Source organism: Eubacterium album, from assembly GCF_025336545.1.
GTDB classification, from domain to species: Bacteria; Bacillota; Clostridia; order Lachnospirales; family Lachnospiraceae; genus Eubacterium_U; species Eubacterium_U album.
Genome location: NZ_JAODBU010000002.1, coordinates 115,669 through 140,721 on the forward strand (window position 1 = coordinate 115,669; position 25,053 = coordinate 140,721).

A 25,053-nucleotide genomic window follows, 5' to 3' on the forward strand; every position below is an offset into this window, starting at 1 on the left:
TTTCATAATTTTACTGTTGAAATTCAAAGATTATTGAATACATATAAAAACATCCACACAAACTTATTTTATAACAATGATGTTTATGCGGATGCTTTTACTTTTATATAATTCATTAGTTTTCTACTGTTCTCTTTGCAGTTTTATTAACTTTTTCATTATTTCTACTGTCCTGTCAATTTCATCTCTTGTATTTTCATGTGATATAGTTATTCTTACTGTTCCATAAGCATACTCTTTCTGAACATTTATAGCCATAATAACCTGCGACGGTTTTCCTCCTGCCGCCGCACAGGCCGAGCCTGCTGAAATACAAATGCCTTCATTTCCCATATCTTCAACCAATTTAGCAGCGTTTATATTTTTAAAACTAAAATTTGCGTTTCCGGGAAGCCTTTTAAATTTATGTCCGTTAAGTTTTACATCATCAATTTCATTCATAACACGATTTATGAGATAATTACGCAAATACTGTTCTTTTTGCATTCTATAACTCATGTTCTTAATCGACTGAATTGCTGCCTGCTCCATTCCAGCAATTCCTGCTACATTTTCAGTTCCTGAACGCTTTCCATTTTCCTGTCCACCACCCCATATAAGTGGTTCAAAATCATCTATATTTCTTACATAGAGAAACCCAACACCTTTAGGTCCGTTAAATTTGTGTGCACTTACGCTCATCATGTCAATATTCATCCTTGCAACATTTATCGGAACATGCCCAAATGCCTGTACGGCATCTGTATGAAAAGTTATTCCATATGCTCTTGCTAAACGCCCTATCTTTGCTATCGGTTCTATTGTTCCTATTTCATTATTTGCAAACATGACCGATATAAGCCTTGTATTTTCCTTTATAGATTTTTCTAATTCATCAATATTTATTTCTCCATCCGGATTTACATTTAGGTAAGTTACTTCTGCACCTTTTTTTCTAGCGTATTCACAGGTATTTAATATTGCATGATGTTCAATTTTTGTTGTAATAATATGCGAATTTTCAATATCCTTTATTTTAAGCACAGCACTATTATCTGATTCAGTTCCTCCTGATGTAAATATGATATTTTCAGGATTTGCATTAATCATTCCTGCCATCCTTATTCTTGCTCTTTCGACGATACTTCCTGCCCTATCTCCAAAAGGATAATTTGCAGATGGATTTCCATACTCATCTTCTAAAAGCGGAACCATCGCTTCTTTTGCTTCTTTACATACTGCCGTAGTTGCAGCGTTATCTAAATATATCAAAATTTCACCCTCTCATTAATCATTTTTAAGTACTTTGCATCATATTATGAACTAATAAATTTTCTGCTTTATTTTTCTTTATAGTAAAAAGCAGAATGGAGAATTTTATGTCAAAACAGACTACTATTATTTTAGGAACCATTATGCTTACATTTTCCGGGATTGCAAGCAGAGTTATTGGTTTCTTATATAGAATATTCTTATCTAACTTAATTGGTGCTAAAGGGCTTGGCCTTTTTCAAATGATTTTTCCCGTACTTGCTTTCTTTATTTCTCTTTCATGCGGTGGAATACAAACTGCTGTATCAAGATTTGTTGCTGAAAGTAAAGATTTAAAAAAGAGTTTTTCAATATTTACGGCAAGTATTATCATGTCTGAATTTCTTGCTGTTATCGCCTCGTTTATTATGTATTTTTTTTCTAATGTTTTGGCTTCTTTTTTAGGCGAACCAAATTGTGCCGTACTCTTAAAATACGCTTCTTACACTATACCTATGACTGTTCTCCATGCCTGTACCGTAGGTTTTTATCTTGGATTAAAAAAACCTCTTATCCCATCAATAGCTCAGGTTTTAGAACAGGTATTCAAATTAGCTTCCTTGTTTATTTTTTATGTTATTTTTACATCTAAAGGGTATGCCCTAACACCTAAAGTTGCTGTCTTTTCTCTTATTTTATCTGAAATTGCAGGAACCGTTTACTGCATATTGGTTGTCTCAAATTATGGGATTTCGTTCTTTTCAAAAGATAATTTTTCAAACATTTTTTCAAAAATGAAAATGCTTTTTAACGTTTCTTATGTTCTTACTCTTAATAAAATTTTACTGACTTTCTTTCAAAGTGCGGAAGCTATACTAATTCCGTTTATGCTTGTCAAATACGGCCTAAGTTCTAATTCAGCCCTTACTTTATATGGGATTCTTGCTGGAATAACTTTGCCTGTAATTACATTTCCATCAGCTATTAGCAATTCTATTGCAATGATGATTATGCCTACAATTGCTGACGCAAATGTTTCAGGGAACAAAGAAAAAATAAAAATTACAACAAATTTCACAATATGGTTTTCTTTAGTTACAGGTATTTTTTGTATTGGCTTTTTTATTTTTTTCGGAGATTTTATTGGGAAAGACATATTTGGTCATGCAAGTGCCGGTTCATATATTAAAACGCTGTCCTGGTTATGTCCTTTAATGTATATGTCCATATCTTTTGGCTCTATTTTGCATGGTCTTGGAAAAACTACTGCTGCGTTTATTCATAATATGGCCGCCATAATTATAAGATTATTATTTTTACTTCTACTTGTTCCTTTTTATGGAATAAAAGCTTATTTCTGGGGAATGCTCTTAAGCGAATTGATAACTGTTTCACTTCATTTACGCTATATTTCTAAAGAAGTTGCTGTTAATTTTTCTCCTGTTGCAAACATAATAAAACCTGTCATCTGGCTAACCTTAAGCCTGACAACAGGTTATATTTTTATACATATTTTTAGTGGTTCATCAACTTCCCACTCTTTAATTTTTAATTATGGCTCGCAATTTTTGTGTGCAATAATTATTAGCCTTATATTTTTTTCATTTGCCTATAAACAATGGCAAAAGTTTAAGAATTTACTGAACTAAACTGATTGTTGTAAAGTTCATAATAAAATCCTTTATTTGCAAGCAGCTGATTATGATTTCCCTGCTCTATAATCTTTCCATCATTCATAACAAGTATTGTATCTGCTTCTTTGATAGTTGAAAGTCTATGTGCAACAATAAAAGTTGTTCTTCCTTTCATCATCTTAGCAAATGCTTTCTGGATTCGTATTTCCGTTCTTGTATCAATAGATGATGTAGCTTCATCTAAAATAAGCATTGGTGGAAGGCAAAGCATAACTCTTGCTATACACAGTAACTGTTTCTGTCCCTGTGAAAGATTTCCGCCATCATCACCAATTACAGTATCATATCCATTTGGGAGCCTCTTAATAAAACTATGTGCATGGGATAACTTGGCTGCTTCTATTACCTCTTCTAATGTTGCATCCTCTTTTCCCATTGCTATATTATCTCTTATCGTACCATTTTTAAGCCATGTTTCCTGCAACACCATTCCGTAAGATTTTCTAAGACTTTTTCTTGTTATATCTTTTATATTATGGCTATCCATCGTGATTTTTCCACTGTTAACGTCGTAGAATCTCATTAAAAGATTAATTATAGTTGTCTTTCCACATCCTGTCGGTCCTACAATGGCAATCATTTTACCCGGTTCGACACATAAATTTAAATCTTCAATTAATTTCTTATCAGGTGTATATGAGAAATTAACATGGTCTAATTCAACACTTCCTGATGCATTTTCAATATCTATTGCATTTTTATTTTCGATTTCCGGTTCTTCTTCAAGAAGGACAAATACTCTTCCTGCACAGGCAATCGCATTTTGAAGTTCCGTAACAACGCCTGAAATTTCATTAAATGGTTTAGTATATTGATTTGCATAACTTAAAATACATTGTAAATTACCTACTGTAATTCCTCCTGTTATTGCAATAATACCACCTGAAATTGCTACTCCTGCATATACAAGACTGTTAACAAATCTTGTTGACGGATTTGTAATTGATGAGAAAAATGTACCCTTTAAATAATATTTTCTTAAATCCTCATTAATTTCATCAAACTGTTCTACAACTTCATCTTCTCTTCCAAAAGCCTTTACAACTTTTCCTTTTCCATTTCCAATCACTTCATCTATCAATGCCGTCTGCTTAGCTCTTGTTTCTGACTGTTTTTTAAACATTGAATAAGTTCTTGTTGCAATAAATTTAGCTACAAATAAAGAAACAGGTGTTACTAAAACTACAACCAATGTAATTTTAATACTTATTGTGAGCATAAATACTAACGTCAATAGAATTGTAACAATACCTGTAAATAACTGAGAAAATCCCATAAGCAAGCCATCTGCTAACTGATCTACATCTGTGATTATTTTACTTACTGTTTCTCCATTAGAATGACTATCAATATATTTAAGTGGCAATTTCTGTAAGTGTTCAAATGTTTCTTCTCTAATATCTCTTACTACATTATAAGTAATTTTATTATTACAGTTATTCATTATCCACTGTGCAAATGCAGCTATTAAAGTAAACGCGGCTATTTTAACAGCTATAAGTCCAATCTCTGTAAAGTCTACCTTTCCCCTACCTAAAATAAGGTCTGTAGCATTTCCTAACTGAATTGGTACATACAATGAAAGAGCAACATACACTAGTGCAAAAAATAGTGAACCGCCAAGTAAATACCAATATTTTTTTATATGCTTTATTACTTTTTCCAAAGCCTGCTTTTGAGTCAATGTCTTTTCTTTCATCTTACATTTCCTCCTTTTCCGGCTTTTTAAATTGTGATTCATATATTTCCTTATATACCTCACAATTTTCTAATAATTCCTTATGGGTTCCAATTCCCATAATATTTCCATCATCAAGCACAACAATCTGATCTGCATCCATAATTGATGCTGTTCTTTGAGATACGATAAATACTGTCATATCTTTTAGCTTTGCTATCTCTTTTCTCAAATTAGCGTCAGTTGTATAATCAAGTGCTGATGAACTGTCATCTAATATAAGAATTTCCGGCTTTCTTACTAAAGCCCTTGCAATTGTAAGTCTCTGTCTCTGTCCACCTGAGAAATTTCGTCCATTTTGTTCTACAACAGAATCTATTCCATTTTCTTTCTGCATAACAAAATCATAGCTTTGTGCCTGCTTTAACGCTTCCATCAAATCATTTTCTGTTGCACTCTCATTTCCCCATAAAAGATTACTTCTAATTGTTCCTTTAAATAAAACTGCTTTTTGTGGAACAATTCCTATTTTATTTCTAAGACCTTCTTCAGTGTATTCCTTAACATTTGTTCCATTTACAAAGACTTCACCATTAGTTGCATCATAAAATCTTGGAATCATATTTATAAGAGACGTTTTACCTGAGCCTGTTCCGCCTATTACACCTATAGTCTGTCCTTTTAAAACCTTTAAATTAAGTCCTTCTATCGTATTTTCACTAGAACCTGCATACATAAGTGAAACATCTTTAAATTCGACTGCAATTTCTTTATTCTTTCCTTCTGTTTCATTTCCAAATTTCATTGAAGATTCAACTTTCATAACATCTTCAATTCTATTTGCACAGGCAAACGCTTTCGTCAGATTAATAATAAGATTTGCAAGTTTTATCAATTCTATTAAAATCTGTGACATATAATTGATAAGTGCTACAACCATTCCCTGTGTAAGATATCCGGCATCTACTCTTATTCCCCCTACATAAATAATTCCAATCATGGCAAAATTTACTACCACGAATGTGAGTGGATTCATAACTGCGGATATTTTTCCAACAAAAATCTGAAATTTATTTAATGCATCATTACTTTCATTGTAACTATCAATTTCATTCTGTTCTTTATTAAATGCTCTGATTACTCTTGTTCCGGATAGATTTTCCCTTGTTTCAGATAAAATTTTATCCAAACCATTCTGAACTTTTTTATACATTGGGATTGTTGCAAGCATAATTCCAAATACAATTACTGCAAGAATGGGAATCGCTACAACAAATACAAGTGCTGCCTTAACATCTACCGTAAATGCCATAATTGTTGCGCCAAACACAATAAACGGAGACCTTAGGAACAATCTTAAAAACATATTAACCTGAGACTGAACCTGATTCAAATCACTTGTCAATCTTGTAATAAGTGTAGATGAGCCTAATCTGTCAATCTCATCATAGGAAAATGTCTGAATGTGTTTAAACAATGCATGTCTTACTTCTGTTCCAAATCCTGCCGCTGCCTTTGCTGCGAAATACTGTGCCGTTAAAGAGCATGTAAGTCCAATTATAGCAAGTAAAAGTAAAGCTCCTCCCATTTTCAGAACATAAATATTATCCCCTTTAGCAATACCATTATCTATTATTTTCGCTACTACTAAAGGCACAAATAATTCAAACGATGCTTCTAACATCTTAAAGAGGGGAGCAAACACTGATTCTTTCTTATAATTCTTTAAATACTTTAATAAACTTTTCATTTAAATTTCTCCCATTTTTTAAATGCTATTCTTATTATGTAAAAATATTATGGCAGGTATACTTATTTGCACACCTGCCATAGCATTTTATCACATTATAGTAGAAAAATGTTAATCAATTTCAACGCTTCCCATATCACATTCTATACTTATCATCTTTTCTGCACCATTATCTTTATTTCCATCACTTGAAAAATCAGATTTGTCTATACAATTTTCAACATACAAATCAGCCATATTTATATCCCACTGATAATTATATGCCTCAGGTCCATCATTCAATGTCATTGAAACATCTCCCATAGAGCAGTCAATCTTCGCAGCACCATTTATCTGTCCCTCCACATCAAAATCTCCCATAGATATATCTGTATTCATCGTATCTGTTGATAAGTTGTCAATTGATAATTCTCCCATATTCACAGTAATGTCTGTAGATGCTGATTGCAGGCTATCAATTGATGTACTTCCTGCATCATTATTAATTGTTGCATATACAGCTGATATATTTTCAATATCTGCTTCTCCTGCTGAAAGACTATAATTAAAATTGCTATATGATTTTCCTCTTGGCAAGTAAACTGTTACATCTCGTTCACCTTTTTTCCATTTTTTCTTGTATTGTATTAAAACATTTAGTGAATCTCCTTCATTTAAATAATAAACTTCCATTATATCTGCATCATAAGAAAATCCTATCTGTTCTTTGTCCCATTCTTCAATATCATATGACGCTGTTGATAAATCAAGTCTTAAATTATTAACTGATAACATGTCAATTGTATCACTGTTGTTTTGTAATTTTGTCATTCCTTTTGTATTTTTCTTATCGAACTTGACTTTTGTCTTTGCAAATGTTTTTCCAATTTCCTCTTTAAAATTCTTCGATCCGCCTCTTGAAACACCCACTACCGTACATGCTATTCCCATTACAACAGCAATCACTCCTACGATTGTTATTATTTTTATTAATTTTTTCATACATTAAACTCCTTTCTGCCTGTTATTTTATGAATTAATTCTGCAACCTGTTTAAATAACCATGGCAAAAATTTAATACAAAACAACGCTTCCGGTATTACTAACAATATTGCTACACCAAATAAAATTAATCCTATTCCCATAAGCAATACTGATGTTGCAAATCCATACCCTGAAACTATTGCAACTATAATTAATGAGATTCCTGCTACTCCTAATCCAATTATAGTACCACCAAGTCCACACACAATGCCAATGATAGTTCCTAAAATTCCAAGAATTATTCCACTCCATATTGGGAATGTAACTGCCGCAATTATGATAGCAACAATTATTTTAATTGCTCTTTCATCATTTTTCTTATTGTATTGTCCTGCATTATTATATTCATATTGTGCTGTATTTTGAGAATTATTATATGAATACTGTCCTGCATTTTGACTATTATTATAGCTATTGCCGGTATTTTGATTTGTATTGTATGAACCACTTGTATTATCTCTATTATAAGTTCCACCTACATTAATATTTTCACTGGTTATATTCTCTCCGCTATTAATGCTTTTCTTTAATCTCATCGCTATCTGTTCAGGTGTTCCTACACTTTCAGGTACAACCATATCTTCCGTGATTCCTGCATCATCAAAATATTCTTTATAATAACTTAAAGCATCATATCTATCATTAAAAGAAACATCTGATAACATTTTTTCTAATATTTCCATAAAAACTTTTCTAGTCATTTTCATTTCCTCCTATTTCTCTATATTCAAATAAATCTGTTATTTTCTTAGAATAATTACCCCATTCCTTCACATACATATTTAACTTTTCTCTTCCGGTTTCAGTAATCTTGTAATATCTTCTATTTCTTCCATCTATGGCTTTATCATACAATTCAAAATAACCTTCTTTTTGTAATCGTCTAAGCACCGGATACAACGTTGATTCAGATACACTAAGAACACTTCTAACATCCTGGGTTATCTTATATCCATAAGTTCCATCCTTTTCCTTCGATACAACGGCTAATACTATTGCATCCAATAAAGCAGCTCCTGTATTAAATATCATAGATACTCCTCCATATTATTTCTTTTTTTATATTATATGTCGTATAGTATTGTATGTCAACTACATATTATGTGATACAAAATAACCAGGAATAAAATTTTTCAGTTTTTTTCTAAAAAATGCAATCATTTGTTAAATGTATTATAACTAAAAACTCGCAACTCTAATTTAATGTAATTATATAATTCACAGTTTCTATAACAATAATAAAAGCGTAGCTGTTGTTCCAACCTACAATTGTCAGATTTTTGTCTAACTTTTTAGGTTTGGTCTAAACCACTACGCTATAACTTTTATATTTATTAAATTTACAAATTTCTGTATTTACCAAGAAACTCTTTTGTTCTCTGATTTTCTGATGCAAATACCTCTTGCGGTGTTCCATCTTCTACAATAACGCCATGTTCCATAAATATAATTCTATTTGAAACTTCTTTTGCAAATGACATTTCATGAGTAACTATAACCATTGTCATATGTTCATCTGCCAATTCTTTTATAACTTTAAGAATTTCCTGCGTCAACTCGGGATCAAGAGCTGATGTTGGTTCATCAAAAAACAAAATATCCGGTTTCATTGCAAGTGCTCTTACAATAGAAACTCTTTGCTGCTGACCACCTGATAACTGACATGGATAAGAATCTTTCTTATCTGCTATACCCATTTTTTCAAGCAATTCCATCGCAGTCTTTTCAACTTCTGCCCTATCTCTTTTTTGTACATGAATTGGTGCATCAATAACATTTTTCCATACTGAATAATGTGGAAAAAGATTGAAATTCTGAAATACAAGCCCAAATGAATCTCTGATTTTCTTTAATTCATTTTTCTTTGCATACATTACTTTGCCATTATGTGTATCAGCCATCACATCATTATTATATGTTATTTTTCCACCATCAATTTTTTCCAAATTAACTGCACATCTTAATAATGTTGACTTTCCTGAACCTGACGGTCCAATGATAGACAATACTTCACCTTTATTAACTGAAAGGGAAATGTCTTTTAACACTTCTAAATCACCAAAGTGTTTCTGAATATTATTCATTTCTAAAACGCTCATATTCCCCTCCTATTTGTAATAATTTAATTTCTTTTCTGCAAAGTTCATTACCCATGCAACTACACTATTAAAAATAAAATAGAACACACCTGCAATAATAAATGGTGTAAAACTTGTATTAGATGATGCAATCTGCTTTGCTACTGTAAACATTTCCAAATAAGCAATTGAGAATGCAAGTGAAGTATCCTTTACAAGACATATTACTTCATTTGTAATTGATGGAAGAATTCTTTTAATAACCTGCGGTAAAATTATTTTAAAGAATGTCTGTGCCTTATTATATCCAAGTAATCTTGCTGCCTCATATTGTCCAACAGGCATCGATTCAATACCTGAACGATATATTTCTGCAAAATAAGCTGCATAATTTAAGGCAAATGCAACTATTATGGCAATAAATCTGTAACTTCTTGGTATACGAATATGAAGTAAATAATTAGGTCCAAAATAAATTGCCATTACCTGCAACATCAATGGAGTTCCTCTCATTATTGCTATGTACACTGTTACTATATATCTTAATATTCTGTTTTTTGCCATTCTGCCAAATGCAATAACCAAACCAAGCGGTAATGAAAACAGAAGGGTTAGAAAAAATATTTTTAATGTTTCTACCATACCTTCTGACATCTTAGATATCATCATATCCAATGGCATTTTTGCTGCTAACAACATCATTCCTGTTTGTAAAGTCATTATTTCCTCCAGATTATCTTAGATTATTCTCCTAAGCAAATCATATCATCAATTCCATATTTTTCAGCAAGTTTTGTTACTGTTCCGTCTTCATACAACTTCTTAATATCTGCATTCACCTTATCTCTAAGTTCAGTATTACCTTTCTTAAATCCAATTGCATACTGTTCAGAATTCAATTTCTCATCAAGGATTTCATATCCATCATCTCTTGATTCAATCTGATACTTAGCAACACCTATATCCATTGCAACTGCATCTACTGTTCCTGCCTGTAATTCAGCAAATGCTGTATTGTAATCTGCATATTCCTGTAAATCTGCAAATGTCTTAGCTAAATCTTCCTGATCCCCACCTTCTTTTAATAAACCAAGTGCTGCACTTCCTGCCTGAACACCTACATATTTATCTTTAAGGTCAGCTAACTTCTTAATTCCTGAATCTTTAGCAACAATCATAACCTGTTCATTATTTACATATGGGTCTGACCATGTATAATCATCTTCTCTTCCATTCATTGTAAATCCATTCCAAATACAATCAATGTTTCCATTATTTAACTCTAAGTCCTTTGAATCCCAGTCGATAGGAGTCTTTACAAGTTCCCATCCTTCAATATCACATACAGCCTGTGCAAGTTCAAGGTCAAATCCTGTATATTCACCACTATCATCCATGTATCCGTAAGGTGGATATTCAGCATCAAATCCTACTGTAAAAGTTGTTTTTCCACTATCACTCTTGCTACCATTATCTTTACTTCCATTATCCTTGCTTCCACATGCAGTCATTGAAAATACCATTGCACATGATAAAGCTAATGCTACTAATTTTCTCATAATTTCCTCCTAAATTAAAGATGTTTTCTTTCATTTATCGTTTTACTACTTTATCAAACTAAAGTGTACCACGTAATGCTATCAAATTGCAGGAAAAAAGTCAACTTATTTTTATTTTTCCAATTAAAAGCCACCATTAAAATCTATTTTCTTAATGATGGCTTTGCTTTATCTTCTTTATGATGCCAGAGTCAAAATGTTTAAACCCACATGAGCTTGCTCATGTGTGGATGAAAGACCTTTGAACCTGCCCAACATCTTATTTATTTTTATATTTTCTTGTAGCAGAATATTTTCCATAAATTTTATTTCCGGCAACTATTTTGTACGCTCTTACCTTAACATAAATAATTTTATTTCTATATTTGCGTCTAATATATTTATTCTTATTTTTTCTTATTGTCTTTACAACTTTAAATTTGCCTTTCTTTCTAACTTTTACAGAAACCTGATATCCGTTTGCACCACTTACTTTTTTCCAACTTAGGCGAATCTTCTTAAGGCTTTTCTTCTTTACTTTAAGTTTTTTAACTTTACCAGGTGCCTGATATTTTTCACCATTACCTACTCCACCTGTACTAAGGCCTTCTTTATTTAAGTTTTCACTATTCGCAGTTGTTGTCACATCTGAATGGTTATTATCTTTTGTTGACTGATTTTCTTTAATTTCGTCTTTTGTTGTAACTTGTATCTGCTCTGTTGTAGATTCATGCAACTTGTCAGTTGTTGTTTGTTCTTTACTTACTGTCTCTTCCTGTTTTTTAGTTGTTGTCTCTTCTTTTGTTGTTGCCTCTTCTTTTGTTGTTGCCTCTTCTTTAGTTGTAGTTTCATTCTGCTTTTCTGTAGTTGTTTCTACTTTACTTGTTGTCTCTTCCTTTGTTGTAGTTTCACTCTGTTTTTCTGTAGTTGTTTCTATTATTGATGACTCATTATAAGTTCCTGTTTTATTCGGATTCATTATAATTACTGTGGCTGTTCCATCATCTGCTGTTATTTCAACTACATTGTATTTGTATGTAATGTAATCCACTACTGGATTTATAAACAATCCTGTTCCTTCTGTTCTTGTAACTTTTTGCCCGTTAATTGTCGCTGTAAAGTTTGCTGCTGATATTCCGCCTACTGCCATATAAAGCTCGCCAAATCCTGTATTCTGGAACTGGCATACATTTATTGTTCCGTTTACTACTGCATATTTACATCCTGATACGCTCTGGTCAAATTCATTATTTTTGTTATTTCCTATGTCAATGTAATTTAATGATGCATATTTTGAATCATCAGTCGCAGGCTTTGTTGTTGTTTCTTGTTTTGTTGTAACCTCATGTTTCTGTGTTGTTGTCTCTGGCTTAACTGTAGTTGCTTCAGGCTTTGTTGTCTCCTGTGGCTTCTGTGTTGTTGCCTCCGGTTTTGCTGTAGTTGCTTCAGGCTTTGTTATTTCCTGTGAATCATCTTTATTTGGATTTTCTCCATCTCCGCTCTTTCCACCTGCATAAACTGAATTTGCCGGTACATCAACATATGTCTTATCTGAGAAATATGTTCTTTGTGTCTTATCTGTGTGATTTTCTACAACGTAAGTCTTAACTCCATTTTTCTCTAATACAACTGAAAATGGAGTACTTCCTGTTATATCAAAATTCTGGTTTCCATATTCTTTCAAACTTGTAATGTAAGCTAATGTATGTGCTCTTGATTCACCATTTTCAACTTTTCCGCTATCACTTAAATCAACTTTTGCAAGTGCTGCATCCGGGTCATAGTATGCATAGTATTCAGCAACCACGTCCTGATTTGTCTTAGGATCAGTAAGCATATCTTTTTTTCCGTAATTTGTACAAATCTGTTCCTTATTGTTCACAAAATTACTCCACTGCTTACTGTTTTCTCCTATGCTGTCAACTACATTCTTTACCTTGTCTTTGTATTTTCCCATATAAAGTGTTGCCCCTGATATTGGAAGCATTGTAATTGTAGTAACTTCTATTGGATTTTCTGTCCACCATGCTGTATGATCATATCTTCCGCCAAACAATCTTGTTACTGTCTGGATATTATAATTATTACTATCTTTATATTCTTTAGTAAAAATCTCATTATGTACATCATAGTAATAGTCTTCAATTGCTGCTATTTCTGTTGTGTACATGTAGATTCCAAGGTCTCTGATTCTTTCATCGCCAACAGCTTCTCCCCAAAGAATAAGTGAAGACCATGCATTTACTGACTCTGATGATGATTCCTGGTTGTTACCACCTGAAAGTCCACCTTTTTTGTCCACCATTTGACCATTTTCATCAAATTCATAGTTTGCAACTCCTGATGCCCATGAATGACCTTCGTATATATCAAAATTTCTTAAAAACGGATATCTTGTCTCGCTGTTTTTGTTATAGCTGCTACCATCTCTATTTGCATTTGCTATATCGCCTATCATTTCATAAACCATTCCGCCCCACTCTTTTGCCCACTGTGGGTCTTTCATTGCAACTGCCGCAGCTGCCTTTATCCAGTATCCGTAATGGAAATGATGGTCATTTACCTGCTTATCTGAATCATATGATGTAGGATAGCCAATAAGTGTTCCATACTCTTTATCATAATAAAAATAATCATCTACATGCTGACCGTCTATATATGCCCGATATGGGTCAAACCAAAATTCCAGATAATCTTCAACACCTTCAACCATGTCATTTGTCATAGTCTTCATGTCGTTATCTTTAAACTGGTCTGCAAGCCATATTGCATCTGATAATGTGTTAAGATTTTTTCCTACCCAGTATGTATCATATCCGCCATACTGACCTTCTAAGAAACAAATCCACTTTGGATCATCTTTTGATTTTCTATAAGAGTATAAATACCCTAACTGATCCTTTATTTTTCCTACTGTATCTTCATCTTTTGTTACAGGAAGTGATGATAAAATTCCATTATACTGCATTGTTGTAGAATAGCTTGTTCCAACAACTGTTTTCATTGTCCCTCTTATTGTGTCGTATGTATATCCTGTAAATTTACTGTTTGCATATCTCCACTGATGAGGATATAAAGCAATAATTGTGTCTCCACCGTTTGCTCCTGTTTCCATGTTCTTTGTAACCACGTTATATTTTGTAACTACCTTTGATGAATTTTTAAGATATTTCCATTCAACTTTTGTATCTGTAATAAAGTTAAATGCATATTTTTTGTATAATTCAAATGCATTGTCACTTCCGTTAGGTAATATTGCAACTGACATGTAGTTTTTTCCTTCAGGCATTTTTGCAGTGAGTTTTCCACCCGCATTAACCCATGTTGTACCACTTGGTGCACTGATTAAGTAGTAATGTGTCTTTCCGTCTTTCCTGTTCTTAAGACTTACCCCTAAAATATTTGAAGATGTTGAATTTTTATATATCGCAAGATCTGTTCCACCTGCTCCAAGTGAAATGGTAGGTTCTACATTTTTAAAATTGTAATAAGCATATGGTGTTCCTTTTCCGATTGTCGCCATTATGCTTGATGTTGAAGCATTGTTCTCCATCAATATATCGTATGTCCAGTCTGTAGTTTTATCAACTTTTGCATCCTTTGCACTAAAGTTATTGCCACCAACAACAAGTTCTACCGTATTATCTTCTAAAAGACTTTCTACTGTAGGTTCTCCATCTACATATGATGTACCACTAGTAACCGCCGGTGATGCCATCTGCATTCCATTACTTGCTGCGCGGTATGCAAGTGGATGTGCGTACAATGATTCTGAATATTTGTCAAATACAACTGAGCTCGCCCAATCATTTGTAGGTACTGTTCCAACTGTTTCTTTGTAATTATCTGTTAAATATGTTGTTCTTGTAGGTAAATTGTTTTTTCTATCTGTCCATGTTACTCCCCAGTCGTCTGTACCAACACCATAGACTTCTTTCTTATATCCGCCTTTGTCTACCATTACTGAACTGTTTTCAGCACTAAAGTCCATAGTTGCACCTTTAGTCGAATCAGACAAATAAGGCATACTTGTTACTGTAATTGTAGCAACGCATATTAATGCCATTACCTTACTTAATTTTTTTCTCATAACACTCTCCTGTCCTTCTACTGTTCCCTCATATCATAAATAGTTATACAAAATACTACTTTCCCGCTACCTTATTTTGACTTCCATACTATTTATAGTATAAATTTATATCCGGAAACAAGTACAAATATTTTATCCTAGTATCCTTTTTCTATTTTTACACATAAACATAAGTAAGTTTTCTTTATTTTTCTTTCTATTTCTTGACCTGTCAAATAGACCGTGCTACTATTTAAAGTGGTTAAACGCAGGATATACTCCTGAAAAAATTTATAAATATTGAAGAGGTAAACAAAATGACAAAAAGTTTTGACGATTTACTTGCAAAGGTTGCAGAATGCCCTATGAAAAAGGTTGCTGTTGCCTGTGCACAGGATGATGCAGTTTTAGAAGCAGTTAAGGCAGCAAAAGACAGAAATATTGCTGAAGCTATTTTAGTTGGTGATGAAGAAAAAATTCGTACAATTGCCAGTGTTTTAAAGATGAATGCAGATGAATTTGAAATCATCAATGTTGTTGATCCAATCGAAGCAGCAAGAACAGCTGTTAAATTAGTTCATGACGGAAAAGCTGATATGTACATGAAAGGTCTTATAGATACAAAATCATTCCTTAAGAGTGTATTAGATAAAGAAGTTGGTCTTAGAACTGACAAAACATTATCACATGTTTGCGTATTTGATGTTAAGGGTATTGATCATTTGTTATTCTTATCAGATGTTGCATTCGTTCCTTATCCTGACCTTGATACAAAGGCTCAGATTATTAAGAACACAGTTGAAATTGCTCATGCATGTGGAATTGAATGTCCTAAGGTAGCTCCTCTTGCAGCTGTTGAAGTTGTAAATCCTAAAATGCCATGTACAGTAGATGCTGAAGCACTTACTAAGATGAATGAAAATGGAGAAATCACAGGATGTATCGTTGACGGACCACTTTCACTTGATCTTGCCATCGAACCTGAAGCTGCATTCCACAAAGGAACAACTAACAGAAAAATTGTTGGTGATGCTGATGTATTATTATTCCCTGATATTCAGGCAGGTAACATCACATATAAATGTTTAGTTCATACAGCAGATGTTAAAAATGGCAACATATTAACAGGTACAAAGGCCCCTGTTATTTTAACATCACGTTCTGATGAATTTGAAGTTAAAGTAAATTCAATCGCATTAGCAGCTGTAGTTGCTGAAGCAATGTAATAATTTGGAGGTATCAAAATGTCATACAAAATATTAATTATCAACCCGGGTTCTACTTCTACTAAAATCGGTGTTTACGAAGATGAAACACAGCTTATGGAAGAAACTTTAAGACATTCAACTGAAGAAATTGCGCAGTACGCAACAATTTATGATCAGAAGGACTTCCGTAAAGAAGTTATTTTAAAAGTCTTAGAAGAAAAGAATGTTGACCTTTCAACTATTGATGTTGTTGTAGGTCGTGGTGGTTTATTAAAACCAATTCCAGGTGGTACATATGCTACTACTCCTGAATTACTTGAAGATTTAAAGATTGGTAAGCAGGGACAGCATGCATCAAACCTTGGTGGTATTCTTGCTCATGAAATTGCAGCACAGATTAACGTTCCATCATATATCGTTGATCCTGTTGTAGTTGATGAATTAGCTGATGTTGCAAGATTATCAGGACATCCATTATTCCCTAGAATTTCAATCTTCCATGCATTAAACCAGAAAGCTGTTGCTAAGAGATATGCAAAAGAAGTTGGTAAGAAATACGAAGATTTAAATTTAATCGTTGTTCATATGGGTGGCGGAGTATCAGTTGGTGCTCATAAGAATGGTAAAGTTGTTGATGTTGCAAATGCATTAGATGGTGACGGCCCATTCTCACCTGAACGTTCAGGCGGACTTCCTTCAGGTTCATTGATGAAGGCTTGCTTTAGTGGAAAATACACTCAGGCAGAAGTTGGAAAGATGATTAATGGTAATGGTGGTTTCAACGCTTATGTCGGTTCAAATGACATGAGAGATTTAATGAAAATGATTGCAGAAGGTAACGAAACAGCAAAGGCTGTAGTTGATGCATTCCATTATCAGTTATGCAAAGAAATCGGTGCTATGTCTGTAGTTCTTGGTGGAAAAGTTGATCAGATTATCTTAACAGGCGGTATTGCTTACAACGCTAAAACTCAGGAAGATATGAAGGCTGCTGTTGAATGGATTGCTCCAGTTACAATTTATCCTGGTGAAGATGAGTTACTAGCTCTTGCTCAGGGTGCATTAAGAGTTGTTACAGGTGAAGAAGAAGCTATGGTTTACTAATTATTTACTTTAAAATTGCTTTATACGGAGGTAGTTATGAAGCGTAAATTATACAAATCATCAAAAAATAAAAAGCTTGCCGGAGTATGTGGAGGACTTGCTGAATATCTTAATATTGACGTTACAGTTGTACGTCTTATATGGGCTATTCTCTCACTCTTCTATGGCTCAGGTATAATAATTTATATTATATGTGCTTTAGTAATTCCAGATGATAATATCATCGATATGTAGAATGAAAAAGCAATAAATTCAAAACTCTCCTACATTATGAGTTCATTTTGTAGGAGAGTTTTTTGGTTGTTTGTCAAATATGTGGGTAGCCCAAAATTATAACCAGTTTTTAAACATTATTCTTCGCTTGTATTTTCTTCTGAAACATCTAAATACATATCAACGTATTTTCTGGCATTTTCAGGTAATGAATTATAATATGTTATTGAATTCTTTATAGCTGTTGCAACATAATTTATTGTTCTTCCAACTACATCAATCTCATTTCCATTCTTATCAGTTGTAGTTGAATATACTGTTATGCTACTGTTACCATTATCTGAATTATAATAAGTATAATTTATAGTAGCATAAGCTTTTGCAATAAATTCTCTCTTATAATTTGATTTAGCAATCTTTATAATTGAACCACAGTAATTTCCGACATCATCAGTATAATCCTTATTCTTATTAGCATCATACCAGCCTGTATTTACAATGTTAATCTTAGTATATTTACTATCTAGTTCAATTTTCTCACCGTTATCATTATACAAGTCTCTTGTACTTATAAGAGTTCCTGTTGTAACAAGTTTTCCTATACCATCTGCGTTCTGTTCAAGAAGTCCATCATTATCTGTTGTAACTTTTGCCTGGAATCTTAAACCTGACGGTTCCGAAAATCTCATGCTTGCTCCATTTAACAAATTAACTGTCATATTAATTGTTTCAAATTTAGCATCTTTTGTTACAAGATATGTAGCTCCGGGTGCTGCTGTCTCATCATTTTCAACATCATAATATCCAAGTTTATTTGTACCCTCAGAATTTACACCAGGTAAGGTAATTGTTTCTCCATTCTTTACTTTTTTAACATTTCCATCAATTGTTACTTTGTAGAATCCTTTATCAAATACAGCTACTTCAGATATCTGATATCCCCAACCTGTAGCTCCTTCAAGTAAATTAAATCTAACATATCTTACCTTACTATGACTATATAATGACATATCCAACTTATTTTCAAAATAATTTTTAAATTCACTATTTTCAATAGTTGCCACCTGTTCAAAGTTTTTGCCATCTTCTGAAAATTCTACAGTGTATTTTTTACCATAAGTATCTCCATTTTTGAATGCTAAAAGTACTCCGTCTATCTGGTCTTTTTTGTAATCTTTTCCTAAATCAAGATTTATAACAGCTGTTTTTTCGCCCCATACCGATTCAACTACCTTATCCAATGCCTGTGATATTTCTCCATCTGTTAAGACACTTGTATCCTGACTTCCCTCTCCTGAATAAACTGAATCTAATGAAATACTACAACCTTTTGCAATATTTCTTTTTGTATTTAAACGTTTATACAAAGTTCCATCATCAATTGATATTGTTCTTGAAATTCCTTCTTTTGAAGCAATGTAGTCATTATCCTTAAATTTACAATATGAGTGCACTTCAACTACATGTTCTCCATCTGTTATTCCATCTAATGTATACGTTCCTGCTTTTACAGGTTCTCCCATACGTACTCCATCAATCCAAATTGCGTATGTGTAATCTTCCTGTCCTTCTGCCGGTGTAATAGTATATGTAATCTGAGAAAAATCTTGTGTTGTTACTGCGAAATCTGTCGGAGGAGTACATGTACCAAATTCAACTTCTTTAGCATTCTGTTCTGTACTAAAGACCGCAACTTCTTTCATCTGGAATCCCCAGTCTTTATGTCCCTTCATATAGAACTTAACATATCTTACACTAGACATTTCACTTGTATTTACATTTGTGTCAAATGTAAATAATCCTTCTTTTGAATCACTATACTTAAGCGCAGTATTTTCATATGCTGTTACATAATCAACGCCATTATTTGAGAACTGAACTGACATATTCTCAGCTGCAGTATTTTCAGCACTAAATTTAATTGCGACCTTATTTAATGCTTCTATTGTATAATTCTTTCCTAAATCAACAAGAACATATTCATATGTTCTTGTTTTATCCCAGTCTGTTTCATATGATATATTATCTGTAAGGACTCCATTTGTAAGGATATCTGTTGTCTGACTTCCCTCTTTAGTATATAGAGAAGATACTTCAACATTCTTATGTAAAGCGAGGTTAAAGTTTTCATCTACAAGCATTTCTTCTGTTGTAACATCTCTTACAGTTATTGTACATTCTGCAAATACTTTTCCTGCTTTGGCTGTTATTTTTGTAGTTCCTACTGCATTTGCAGTTACTTTTCCTTTATCATCTACAGAAGCAATGTTATCATTCTCTGAAGTCCATGTAAGAGCTTTACTATCAGTAGTATTTTCAGGCTCTATCTCTGCTTCTAATGAAACCTGCTCTTTTTTCTTAAGTGTTACTTCTGTTTCAGATAAAGTTATCTTTGTAATTGGAATTGGTTCAACTACAGTAACCTTACATGTTTTTGTTTTACCATTTTCAATTGATGCAATTATTTCTACATCACCTACAGAAACACCTTTTACAAGTCCATCTTTATCTACAGTTGCAATTTTACTATCAGATGATTCCCATGTTATCTTTTCATCGCTTAATCCATTCAACTGTAATTGTCCATCTCTTGGAATTGACGCTTCTTTCTTATTAATTCCTAAAGTTCCCTTTATAATTACTTCTGCTTCTGCTGCATCAGATAAAGTCATTCCTTTTCTGTAAGTTACAGCTTTAATGTAAGAAGATTCACTTATTGTAATAGGTTCAATGTATGTCTGTGAATCTTCCGTAGGTTCGCTTCCATCTAATGTATATTTGATTTCTGCACCCTTTACATCTGTTTCCATAGTAACCTGCTGTGCATCATCATATGTTCCACTCTCAATTGATAATGTAGGTTTATTAGTCTGACGTGCACCATAAACTTCAAATTCGAAAATAGAACATCCATAATCTGTTGCTCTTGACGTTGTCTGTATTTTTACATATCTGGCATTTGTTGCTGCAAATGTAGTTGTTATATAACCTGTTCCACCATTTTCAGTAGCGACTATGTTCCATGTTTTTCCATCAACTGATGTCTGAACCTCATATGTTGCTGCATAAGCTGCTTCCCATTTTGCCTTTACAGTGTTAACTACTCTGACTCTGCCTAAATCAACCTGAATCCATTCATTTGAATCATCTGCTTTTGCCTGCCATCTTGTATCTTCTTTACCATCAACTGAATTTACCGCTTTATTACCACCATCTTCTGTACTTGCAGTAACAGTTTTGTTCAATGCAACATTTGTATCATCCTGAATTGTTTCTCCTTTGATTTTAAATGTTGCTGTCGAATATGATGAATCAATGCAGCCATCCTTTACTGCAACAGCCTTAAGAGTTGTATCACTTGATACAAGTATTTTATCACCTTTTGTATACTTAGTAGATTCATTACTTGGTGCTTTACCATCTGTTGTATAGTAAATAGTTGCTCCTTCATCTGCACACTCTAACTCTACTAACTGTGTATCATCAAATTCTTTTGTTCCTGAAATATTTTCAGTAACATTCTTAGATGCTAATGATGTAGCTTTAATAGTAGGTGCTGACATCTGCTTATAGCTAAATCCTTTACCTTTAATTTCAAAACTTATAAGTGAATTAGCTCCCACTTCAACAGTTCCTACTTCTTTTCCTTTATTATCCCTTACAGATGCTGTTTTTCTTTCTCCTGTAGGATTATAAACTTCAGCAGTGTATTTCTTTTCACTGTCTTTATAATATACTGTTCCGGCTATTCCTATTCCTGTAATCTTGTAATCTGAACTTCTTACACCTATTTCCTTAAGCGCATTAATATACCAATATGTTAATGCAGTATCTGTTTTCTGTACTTTAGTATCATTCTTTAAGAATTTATCAATTGCTAAAGTTGGATTTGTAAGAGCCAGATATGGCCATGTAATATGCTGCCAACCTGTATCAGCTCTTGTATAATCATTTTTAATTTTTTCAATTTCTTCTTCAGATTTACCTTCTGCTTTAGCATCTATTACTGCATATTCAATTGCCTTATCAGTGTCATCTAACAATCCCTGATATATTTGTGCACATCTTGTATGGTTTGTTCCATAGTATGTTAAATATTCAGAAATTGGTAACCAATGAATACCATAACAATACAATGGTTGTCCACCAAAGAACGTTCCATAAAAATTAATTGCACCATAAACCTGAGCAACTACCTGATACGGATAATCCGAAACCCAGTTACTATTTATAACATTTCCATTATTATCTGTTGTTCTGTCATAATCAAACCAGTATTGCTTTACTGTTTCCATTTCATTTGTAAATCCAAATATACCTGCATCTCTGTAAGAATTCTGTTCTGTAAGAACTCCCCATAGATACATTCCAATCCAGCTGAATAATGATTCTGATGCTGACTCCTGATTATTACCTGAATCATTATCTGCATATCCACCTGCCCATGAATGTCCTTCATACAAATCGTAATCTCTGAATCTGCAATATTCACTGTCTGCTGTAGGATTTGCATAATCTCTTATAAGAATCTCAATCATATCCTTATAATCATTGTAGAATTCTTTATCGTATGTAGCCAATACCGTTGCGCTAAATACAAAATATCCATATGTGAAATGATGGTCACAGATAGCTGCATTAGCACCAAATTCACTTTCTTTATAATAAATAGTTCCCCATGCTTCATTATAGACAAAATAACTTATGTCATTTTTTCCATCGTATGTAAACCAGTCTACTAATCTTGCTTTCAGTCTTTGTAAGAAAACTTCTTTTAATTCAATATTTCCAATCTGGTCTGCCATTATTACACCCATTGCAAGAGGATGTAAATTCTTACCTTCCCAATAAGCATCTGCAGCAGGTGTAATATTCTTTGTTGAATTTTCCAAATCCTTAAGATATCTCGCTACCGCGTCTGTATCAAATGTAGCTGTTCCATCTGCATCTTTTTCTCCATTTGGCTTAGCAAATATAGCTATCAAGCCTGAGAAATCAGATACTGTAGTAAATTCATTACTCTGAATGGCTTTCATATCTCCTCTTACTGATGGATATATTGCAAATTCACTTCCGTTCTTTGATGAATATTTCCACTGATGTGGCATCATACACATAAATGTTGTATCATCAAATCCTTCTCTTTTTACGGTTGTTGAAACCTTATAAACTGATGTCATTTTTGCCAAATCATCATCATAGTTATATGTTACAGAAGTTTTATCAACAAATGCATAACCATGCTTGTAGAATTTTTCGATCTGATTCTTTGATGTCATTGTTCCAATTGACATGTATCCATTTTTACCTGTAAATTCTACCTTAATATTATTTCCAACTTTTTTGAATACTGTTCCTTCAGGAACTGATAAACAATAATAACTCTTTGATGTATTTGTTTTAGCCTTGTTATCATTATCTGTTATTTCCAGTCCGATATGGTCTGTAGTAACTGAACCTTTATCAAGTATTTCTTCACCATTTCCATTAAATATAGATGTTATAGAAGACGATGTAATTGTAAATGCTAAAGTATCACCAAATTCATTATATATATAAGGCGAACCTTTTACAAATGTACTTGTCATTGCTACATGATCATCATCAGCTAACTGTGCCGTAACTGAAAAATCACTATAACCGGCTACTTTATCACAAGCTGTATCTGTGTCTAAATTTTCCGGCAAAATATAAAAGTCAGGTGTTGTTTCTGAAATAACAGATAAATTTACAGCTGTAGCTGCATGATCCTGAAGCCATCCGTCTGTAGCTGTAAGAACACTTAATCCTTTTGTTGAAAATCTAACTTTAAAAGGCATTGTACAAATTGTATTGCCAAACTTCTTTATAAGCATTGACTGCCACCAGTCATTACTTTCTATAGGTGCCTTTACATTATCTGTCTTATAATACGGAACTTTTGCCTGTTCCAAATACATATCATTAGAAATATACGTTGCTTTACCTGCTGTCTTTGTCTTTGTCTTTGGTAATTCAGGTAAATTAATTGCAGGTTTTTCATCACCTTCTTTATATTTATATACTTCTAATTCTGAAATCCCTATTCCACTTCCCTTTTCAACTTTACTATACGCTAAGACACGAACATATCTTACATTCTGTGCATATACCTGTCTATTATCCGTAGAATTAGGTGTTCCTTTAACATTTCTATATATGCTTGTCCAATTTTTATCGTCATTTGATACCTGATAATCATATACTTTTCCTGCATCACCCGTCCATGTAACAGATATACGACCTATATCATAACTGTCACCTAAATCTACACTCAACCACTGATTAATATCATTTTTAGATGAGAATGATGTATTCATATCACCATCTACTGCATTCTTTCCAACTACTTTATCAAGTTCCTTTTGTAATAAATTTCCTTCTTTATCATACATCCACCATTCATCTTTTAGGCCTGATGTTTTTGTTTCTTTATTAAGTGCGATGTTTTCTCCGTAATTTACTGGTCTTTTTACAACACCATCTGTTCCATATACCTGAAATTCAAACATTGAAACTCCATAGTTAGTTGCTCTCTCTGTACAAAGCATCTTTACATATCTTGCAGATGTTGCACTCATATCTTCTTTATTAATAGTCTGTTTAAGATTTGCTGAAGAATCAACCTCTACTCCATTGTTTCCTTTATTTCCAATAGACACATCAATTTCGCATGTTCCTGATCCAAGTTCTTTTCCATCATCTTTAGATAATGCCGTAACCTTTATTGTATGCTTTCCCTCATCAAGTTTTATTTGTCCTCCTGCAACTCCATGTCCTGTGAATTTGTAATTATCAGGAGCTGAGGCAATTTCATCATTCTCTGTTACTCTGTATACTGCATTATCCACACTAGTCCAATTAGCTGCTGCATAAAAGCACTTATTATTATCATCATACTTAATTTCATATGACACTGCCATATTTACAAATGCACCCGGCTTAGTACCTTTTTCATATACAGTTGTCCAGTTTTCTTCATCATCTGATAACTGTATTTCATACCTTTTAGCATACGCAGCTTCCCACTGAATATAAATATGGTCAATATCCGTTTTCTTTCCTAAATCAACATAAAACCATTCATCTTTATCACTCTGTGCTGCCTGCCATCTTGTAGTTATGTCATCATCAACTGCTTTTTCAGGTCCACTTCCATCACCATTCTGTGAGCTTGCATAAACTGGTCTCCCCTTTGAAATTACATAAGGAGTATCATCGCTTTCTGCAGCTTTAATACTAAATAGTTGTGTCTGTGGACACAATGTAAAAACCATTGCTGCTGAAAGTATTAATGATACTCCCCTCTTAAGTAACCTATTCATCATTTCCCTTACCTCTTCCTAATTTTATTAATTTCCTTCTAATTAATATTATAATTCATATTTAAAATCAAAAAAACTAAAAAAACTTTTTTATATTTTTTTTGTCATTATTGTATGTTTTATAC

Annotated in this window: 15 protein-coding genes; 4 read left to right on the forward strand and 11 right to left on the reverse strand. The window is 33.0% G+C overall.

All coding sequences use genetic code 11. The features are described 5' to 3' along the window. Nucleotides 1-123 precede the first annotated feature (123 nt). A complete protein-coding gene (locus tag N5B56_RS00740) occupies nt 124-1,251 on the reverse strand; it encodes a cysteine desulfurase family protein (RefSeq protein ID WP_147585732.1) in 1,128 nt (375 codons plus the stop codon). Between the two features lie 107 nt (nt 1,252-1,358). On the opposite strand from N5B56_RS00740, the gene N5B56_RS00745 reads away from it, so the two are divergent. Further along, nucleotides 1,359-2,879, forward strand: coding sequence for an oligosaccharide flippase family protein (locus N5B56_RS00745; RefSeq protein WP_260978086.1), 1,521 nt, complete (start codon nt 1,359-1,361; stop codon nt 2,877-2,879). Here N5B56_RS00745 and N5B56_RS00750 read toward each other — a convergent pair. The 9 genes from N5B56_RS00750 to N5B56_RS00790 form a co-directional block, all read right to left on the reverse strand. Next, a complete protein-coding gene (locus tag N5B56_RS00750; protein ID WP_260978087.1) occupies nt 2,860-4,623 on the reverse strand; it encodes an ABC transporter ATP-binding protein in 1,764 nt (587 codons plus the stop codon). The two genes, N5B56_RS00745 and N5B56_RS00750, sit on opposite strands and share 20 nt — an antisense overlap. A gap of 1 nt (nt 4,624) precedes the next feature. Further along, the gene (locus N5B56_RS00755; protein WP_022089279.1) at nt 4,625-6,352 is read right to left on the reverse strand and encodes an ABC transporter ATP-binding protein; all 1,728 of its coding nucleotides are present in this window, start codon (nt 6,350-6,352) and stop codon (nt 4,625-4,627) included. A 111-nt stretch (nt 6,353-6,463) separates the two neighbouring features. Beyond that, complete coding sequence (locus N5B56_RS00760; RefSeq protein ID WP_260978088.1) at nt 6,464-7,333, reverse strand: DUF4097 domain-containing protein; 870 nt, start codon at nt 7,331-7,333, stop codon at nt 6,464-6,466. Then, the gene (locus N5B56_RS00765) at nt 7,330-8,076 is read right to left on the reverse strand and encodes a DUF1700 domain-containing protein (protein WP_260978089.1); all 747 of its coding nucleotides are present in this window, start codon (nt 8,074-8,076) and stop codon (nt 7,330-7,332) included. The genes N5B56_RS00760 and N5B56_RS00765 overlap by 4 nt, the downstream gene beginning before the upstream one ends. Continuing rightward, nucleotides 8,069-8,407 carry a PadR family transcriptional regulator gene (locus N5B56_RS00770; protein ID WP_260978090.1) on the reverse strand — a complete coding sequence of 113 codons (339 nt, stop codon included), beginning with the start codon at nt 8,405-8,407 and terminating at the stop codon, nt 8,069-8,071. The genes N5B56_RS00765 and N5B56_RS00770 overlap by 8 nt, the downstream gene beginning before the upstream one ends. 308 nt (nt 8,408-8,715) lie before the next feature. Beyond that, nucleotides 8,716-9,474, reverse strand: a complete 759-nt coding sequence (locus N5B56_RS00775; protein WP_260978091.1) for an amino acid ABC transporter ATP-binding protein — start codon at nt 9,472-9,474, stop codon at nt 8,716-8,718. A gap of 9 nt (nt 9,475-9,483) precedes the next feature. Continuing rightward, nucleotides 9,484-10,134 (reverse strand): amino acid ABC transporter permease, encoded by a 651-nt coding sequence (locus N5B56_RS00780; protein WP_346432182.1) that lies wholly within the window; start codon nt 10,132-10,134, stop codon nt 9,484-9,486. 62 nt (nt 10,135-10,196) lie between these two features. Beyond that, nucleotides 10,197-11,012 carry an amino acid ABC transporter substrate-binding protein gene (locus tag N5B56_RS00785; RefSeq protein ID WP_147585725.1) on the reverse strand — a complete coding sequence of 272 codons (816 nt, stop codon included), beginning with the start codon at nt 11,010-11,012 and terminating at the stop codon, nt 10,197-10,199. Between the two features lie 259 nt (nt 11,013-11,271). Continuing rightward, on the reverse strand, nt 11,272-15,081 hold the full coding sequence (locus tag N5B56_RS00790; protein WP_260978093.1) for a glycosyl hydrolase: 3,810 nt from the start codon (nt 15,079-15,081) through the stop codon (nt 11,272-11,274). A 296-nt stretch (nt 15,082-15,377) separates the two neighbouring features. Between N5B56_RS00790 and ptb the strand changes: the two genes are divergently transcribed. Genes ptb through N5B56_RS00805 form a run of 3 tightly spaced genes read left to right on the forward strand, consistent with a single transcriptional unit; the run spans nt 15,378 to nt 17,606 of the window. Further along, the gene (gene ptb / locus N5B56_RS00795) at nt 15,378-16,286 is read left to right on the forward strand and encodes a phosphate butyryltransferase (protein ID WP_260978094.1); all 909 of its coding nucleotides are present in this window, start codon (nt 15,378-15,380) and stop codon (nt 16,284-16,286) included. Nucleotides 16,287-16,304: 18 nt separating this feature from the next. Next, nucleotides 16,305-17,372, forward strand: a complete 1,068-nt coding sequence (gene buk, locus N5B56_RS00800; protein WP_022088164.1) for a butyrate kinase — start codon at nt 16,305-16,307, stop codon at nt 17,370-17,372. A gap of 36 nt (nt 17,373-17,408) precedes the next feature. Next, on the forward strand, nt 17,409-17,606 hold the full coding sequence (locus N5B56_RS00805; RefSeq protein WP_022088165.1) for a PspC domain-containing protein: 198 nt from the start codon (nt 17,409-17,411) through the stop codon (nt 17,604-17,606). A 116-nt stretch (nt 17,607-17,722) separates the two neighbouring features. Here the strand turns inward: N5B56_RS00805 and N5B56_RS00810 are convergent, their stop codons facing one another. Continuing rightward, on the reverse strand, nt 17,723-24,931 hold the full coding sequence (locus tag N5B56_RS00810) for a discoidin domain-containing protein (RefSeq protein ID WP_260978095.1): 7,209 nt from the start codon (nt 24,929-24,931) through the stop codon (nt 17,723-17,725). Between the last annotated feature and the right edge of the window lie 122 nt (nt 24,932-25,053).

Excerpts from the sequence above, each read along its gene's own strand:
- N5B56_RS00765 (WP_260978089.1), bottom strand. The coding sequence starts at position 8,076 with ATGACTAGAAAAGTTTTTATGGAAATATTAGAAAAAATGTTATCAGAT.
- N5B56_RS00780 (WP_346432182.1), bottom strand. The coding sequence starts at position 10,134 with ATGCCATTGGATATGATGATATCTAAGATGTCAGAAGGTATGGTAGAA.
- N5B56_RS00755 (WP_022089279.1), bottom strand. The coding sequence starts at position 6,352 with ATGAAAAGTTTATTAAAGTATTTAAAGAATTATAAGAAAGAATCAGTG.
- ptb (WP_260978094.1), top strand. The coding sequence starts at position 15,378 with ATGACAAAAAGTTTTGACGATTTACTTGCAAAGGTTGCAGAATGCCCT.
- N5B56_RS00790 (WP_260978093.1), bottom strand. The coding sequence starts at position 15,081 with ATGAGAAAAAAATTAAGTAAGGTAATGGCATTAATATGCGTTGCTACA.
- N5B56_RS00805 (WP_022088165.1), top strand. The coding sequence starts at position 17,409 with ATGAAGCGTAAATTATACAAATCATCAAAAAATAAAAAGCTTGCCGGA.
- N5B56_RS00770 (WP_260978090.1), bottom strand. The coding sequence starts at position 8,407 with ATGATATTTAATACAGGAGCTGCTTTATTGGATGCAATAGTATTAGCC.
- N5B56_RS00810 (WP_260978095.1), bottom strand. The coding sequence starts at position 24,931 with ATGATGAATAGGTTACTTAAGAGGGGAGTATCATTAATACTTTCAGCA.
- N5B56_RS00745 (WP_260978086.1), top strand. The coding sequence starts at position 1,359 with ATGTCAAAACAGACTACTATTATTTTAGGAACCATTATGCTTACATTT.
- buk (WP_022088164.1), top strand. The coding sequence starts at position 16,305 with ATGTCATACAAAATATTAATTATCAACCCGGGTTCTACTTCTACTAAA.
- N5B56_RS00750 (WP_260978087.1), bottom strand. The coding sequence starts at position 4,623 with ATGAAAGAAAAGACATTGACTCAAAAGCAGGCTTTGGAAAAAGTAATA.
- N5B56_RS00785 (WP_147585725.1), bottom strand. The coding sequence starts at position 11,012 with ATGAGAAAATTAGTAGCATTAGCTTTATCATGTGCAATGGTATTTTCA.
- N5B56_RS00760 (WP_260978088.1), bottom strand. The coding sequence starts at position 7,333 with ATGAAAAAATTAATAAAAATAATAACAATCGTAGGAGTGATTGCTGTT.
- N5B56_RS00775 (WP_260978091.1), bottom strand. The coding sequence starts at position 9,474 with ATGAGCGTTTTAGAAATGAATAATATTCAGAAACACTTTGGTGATTTA.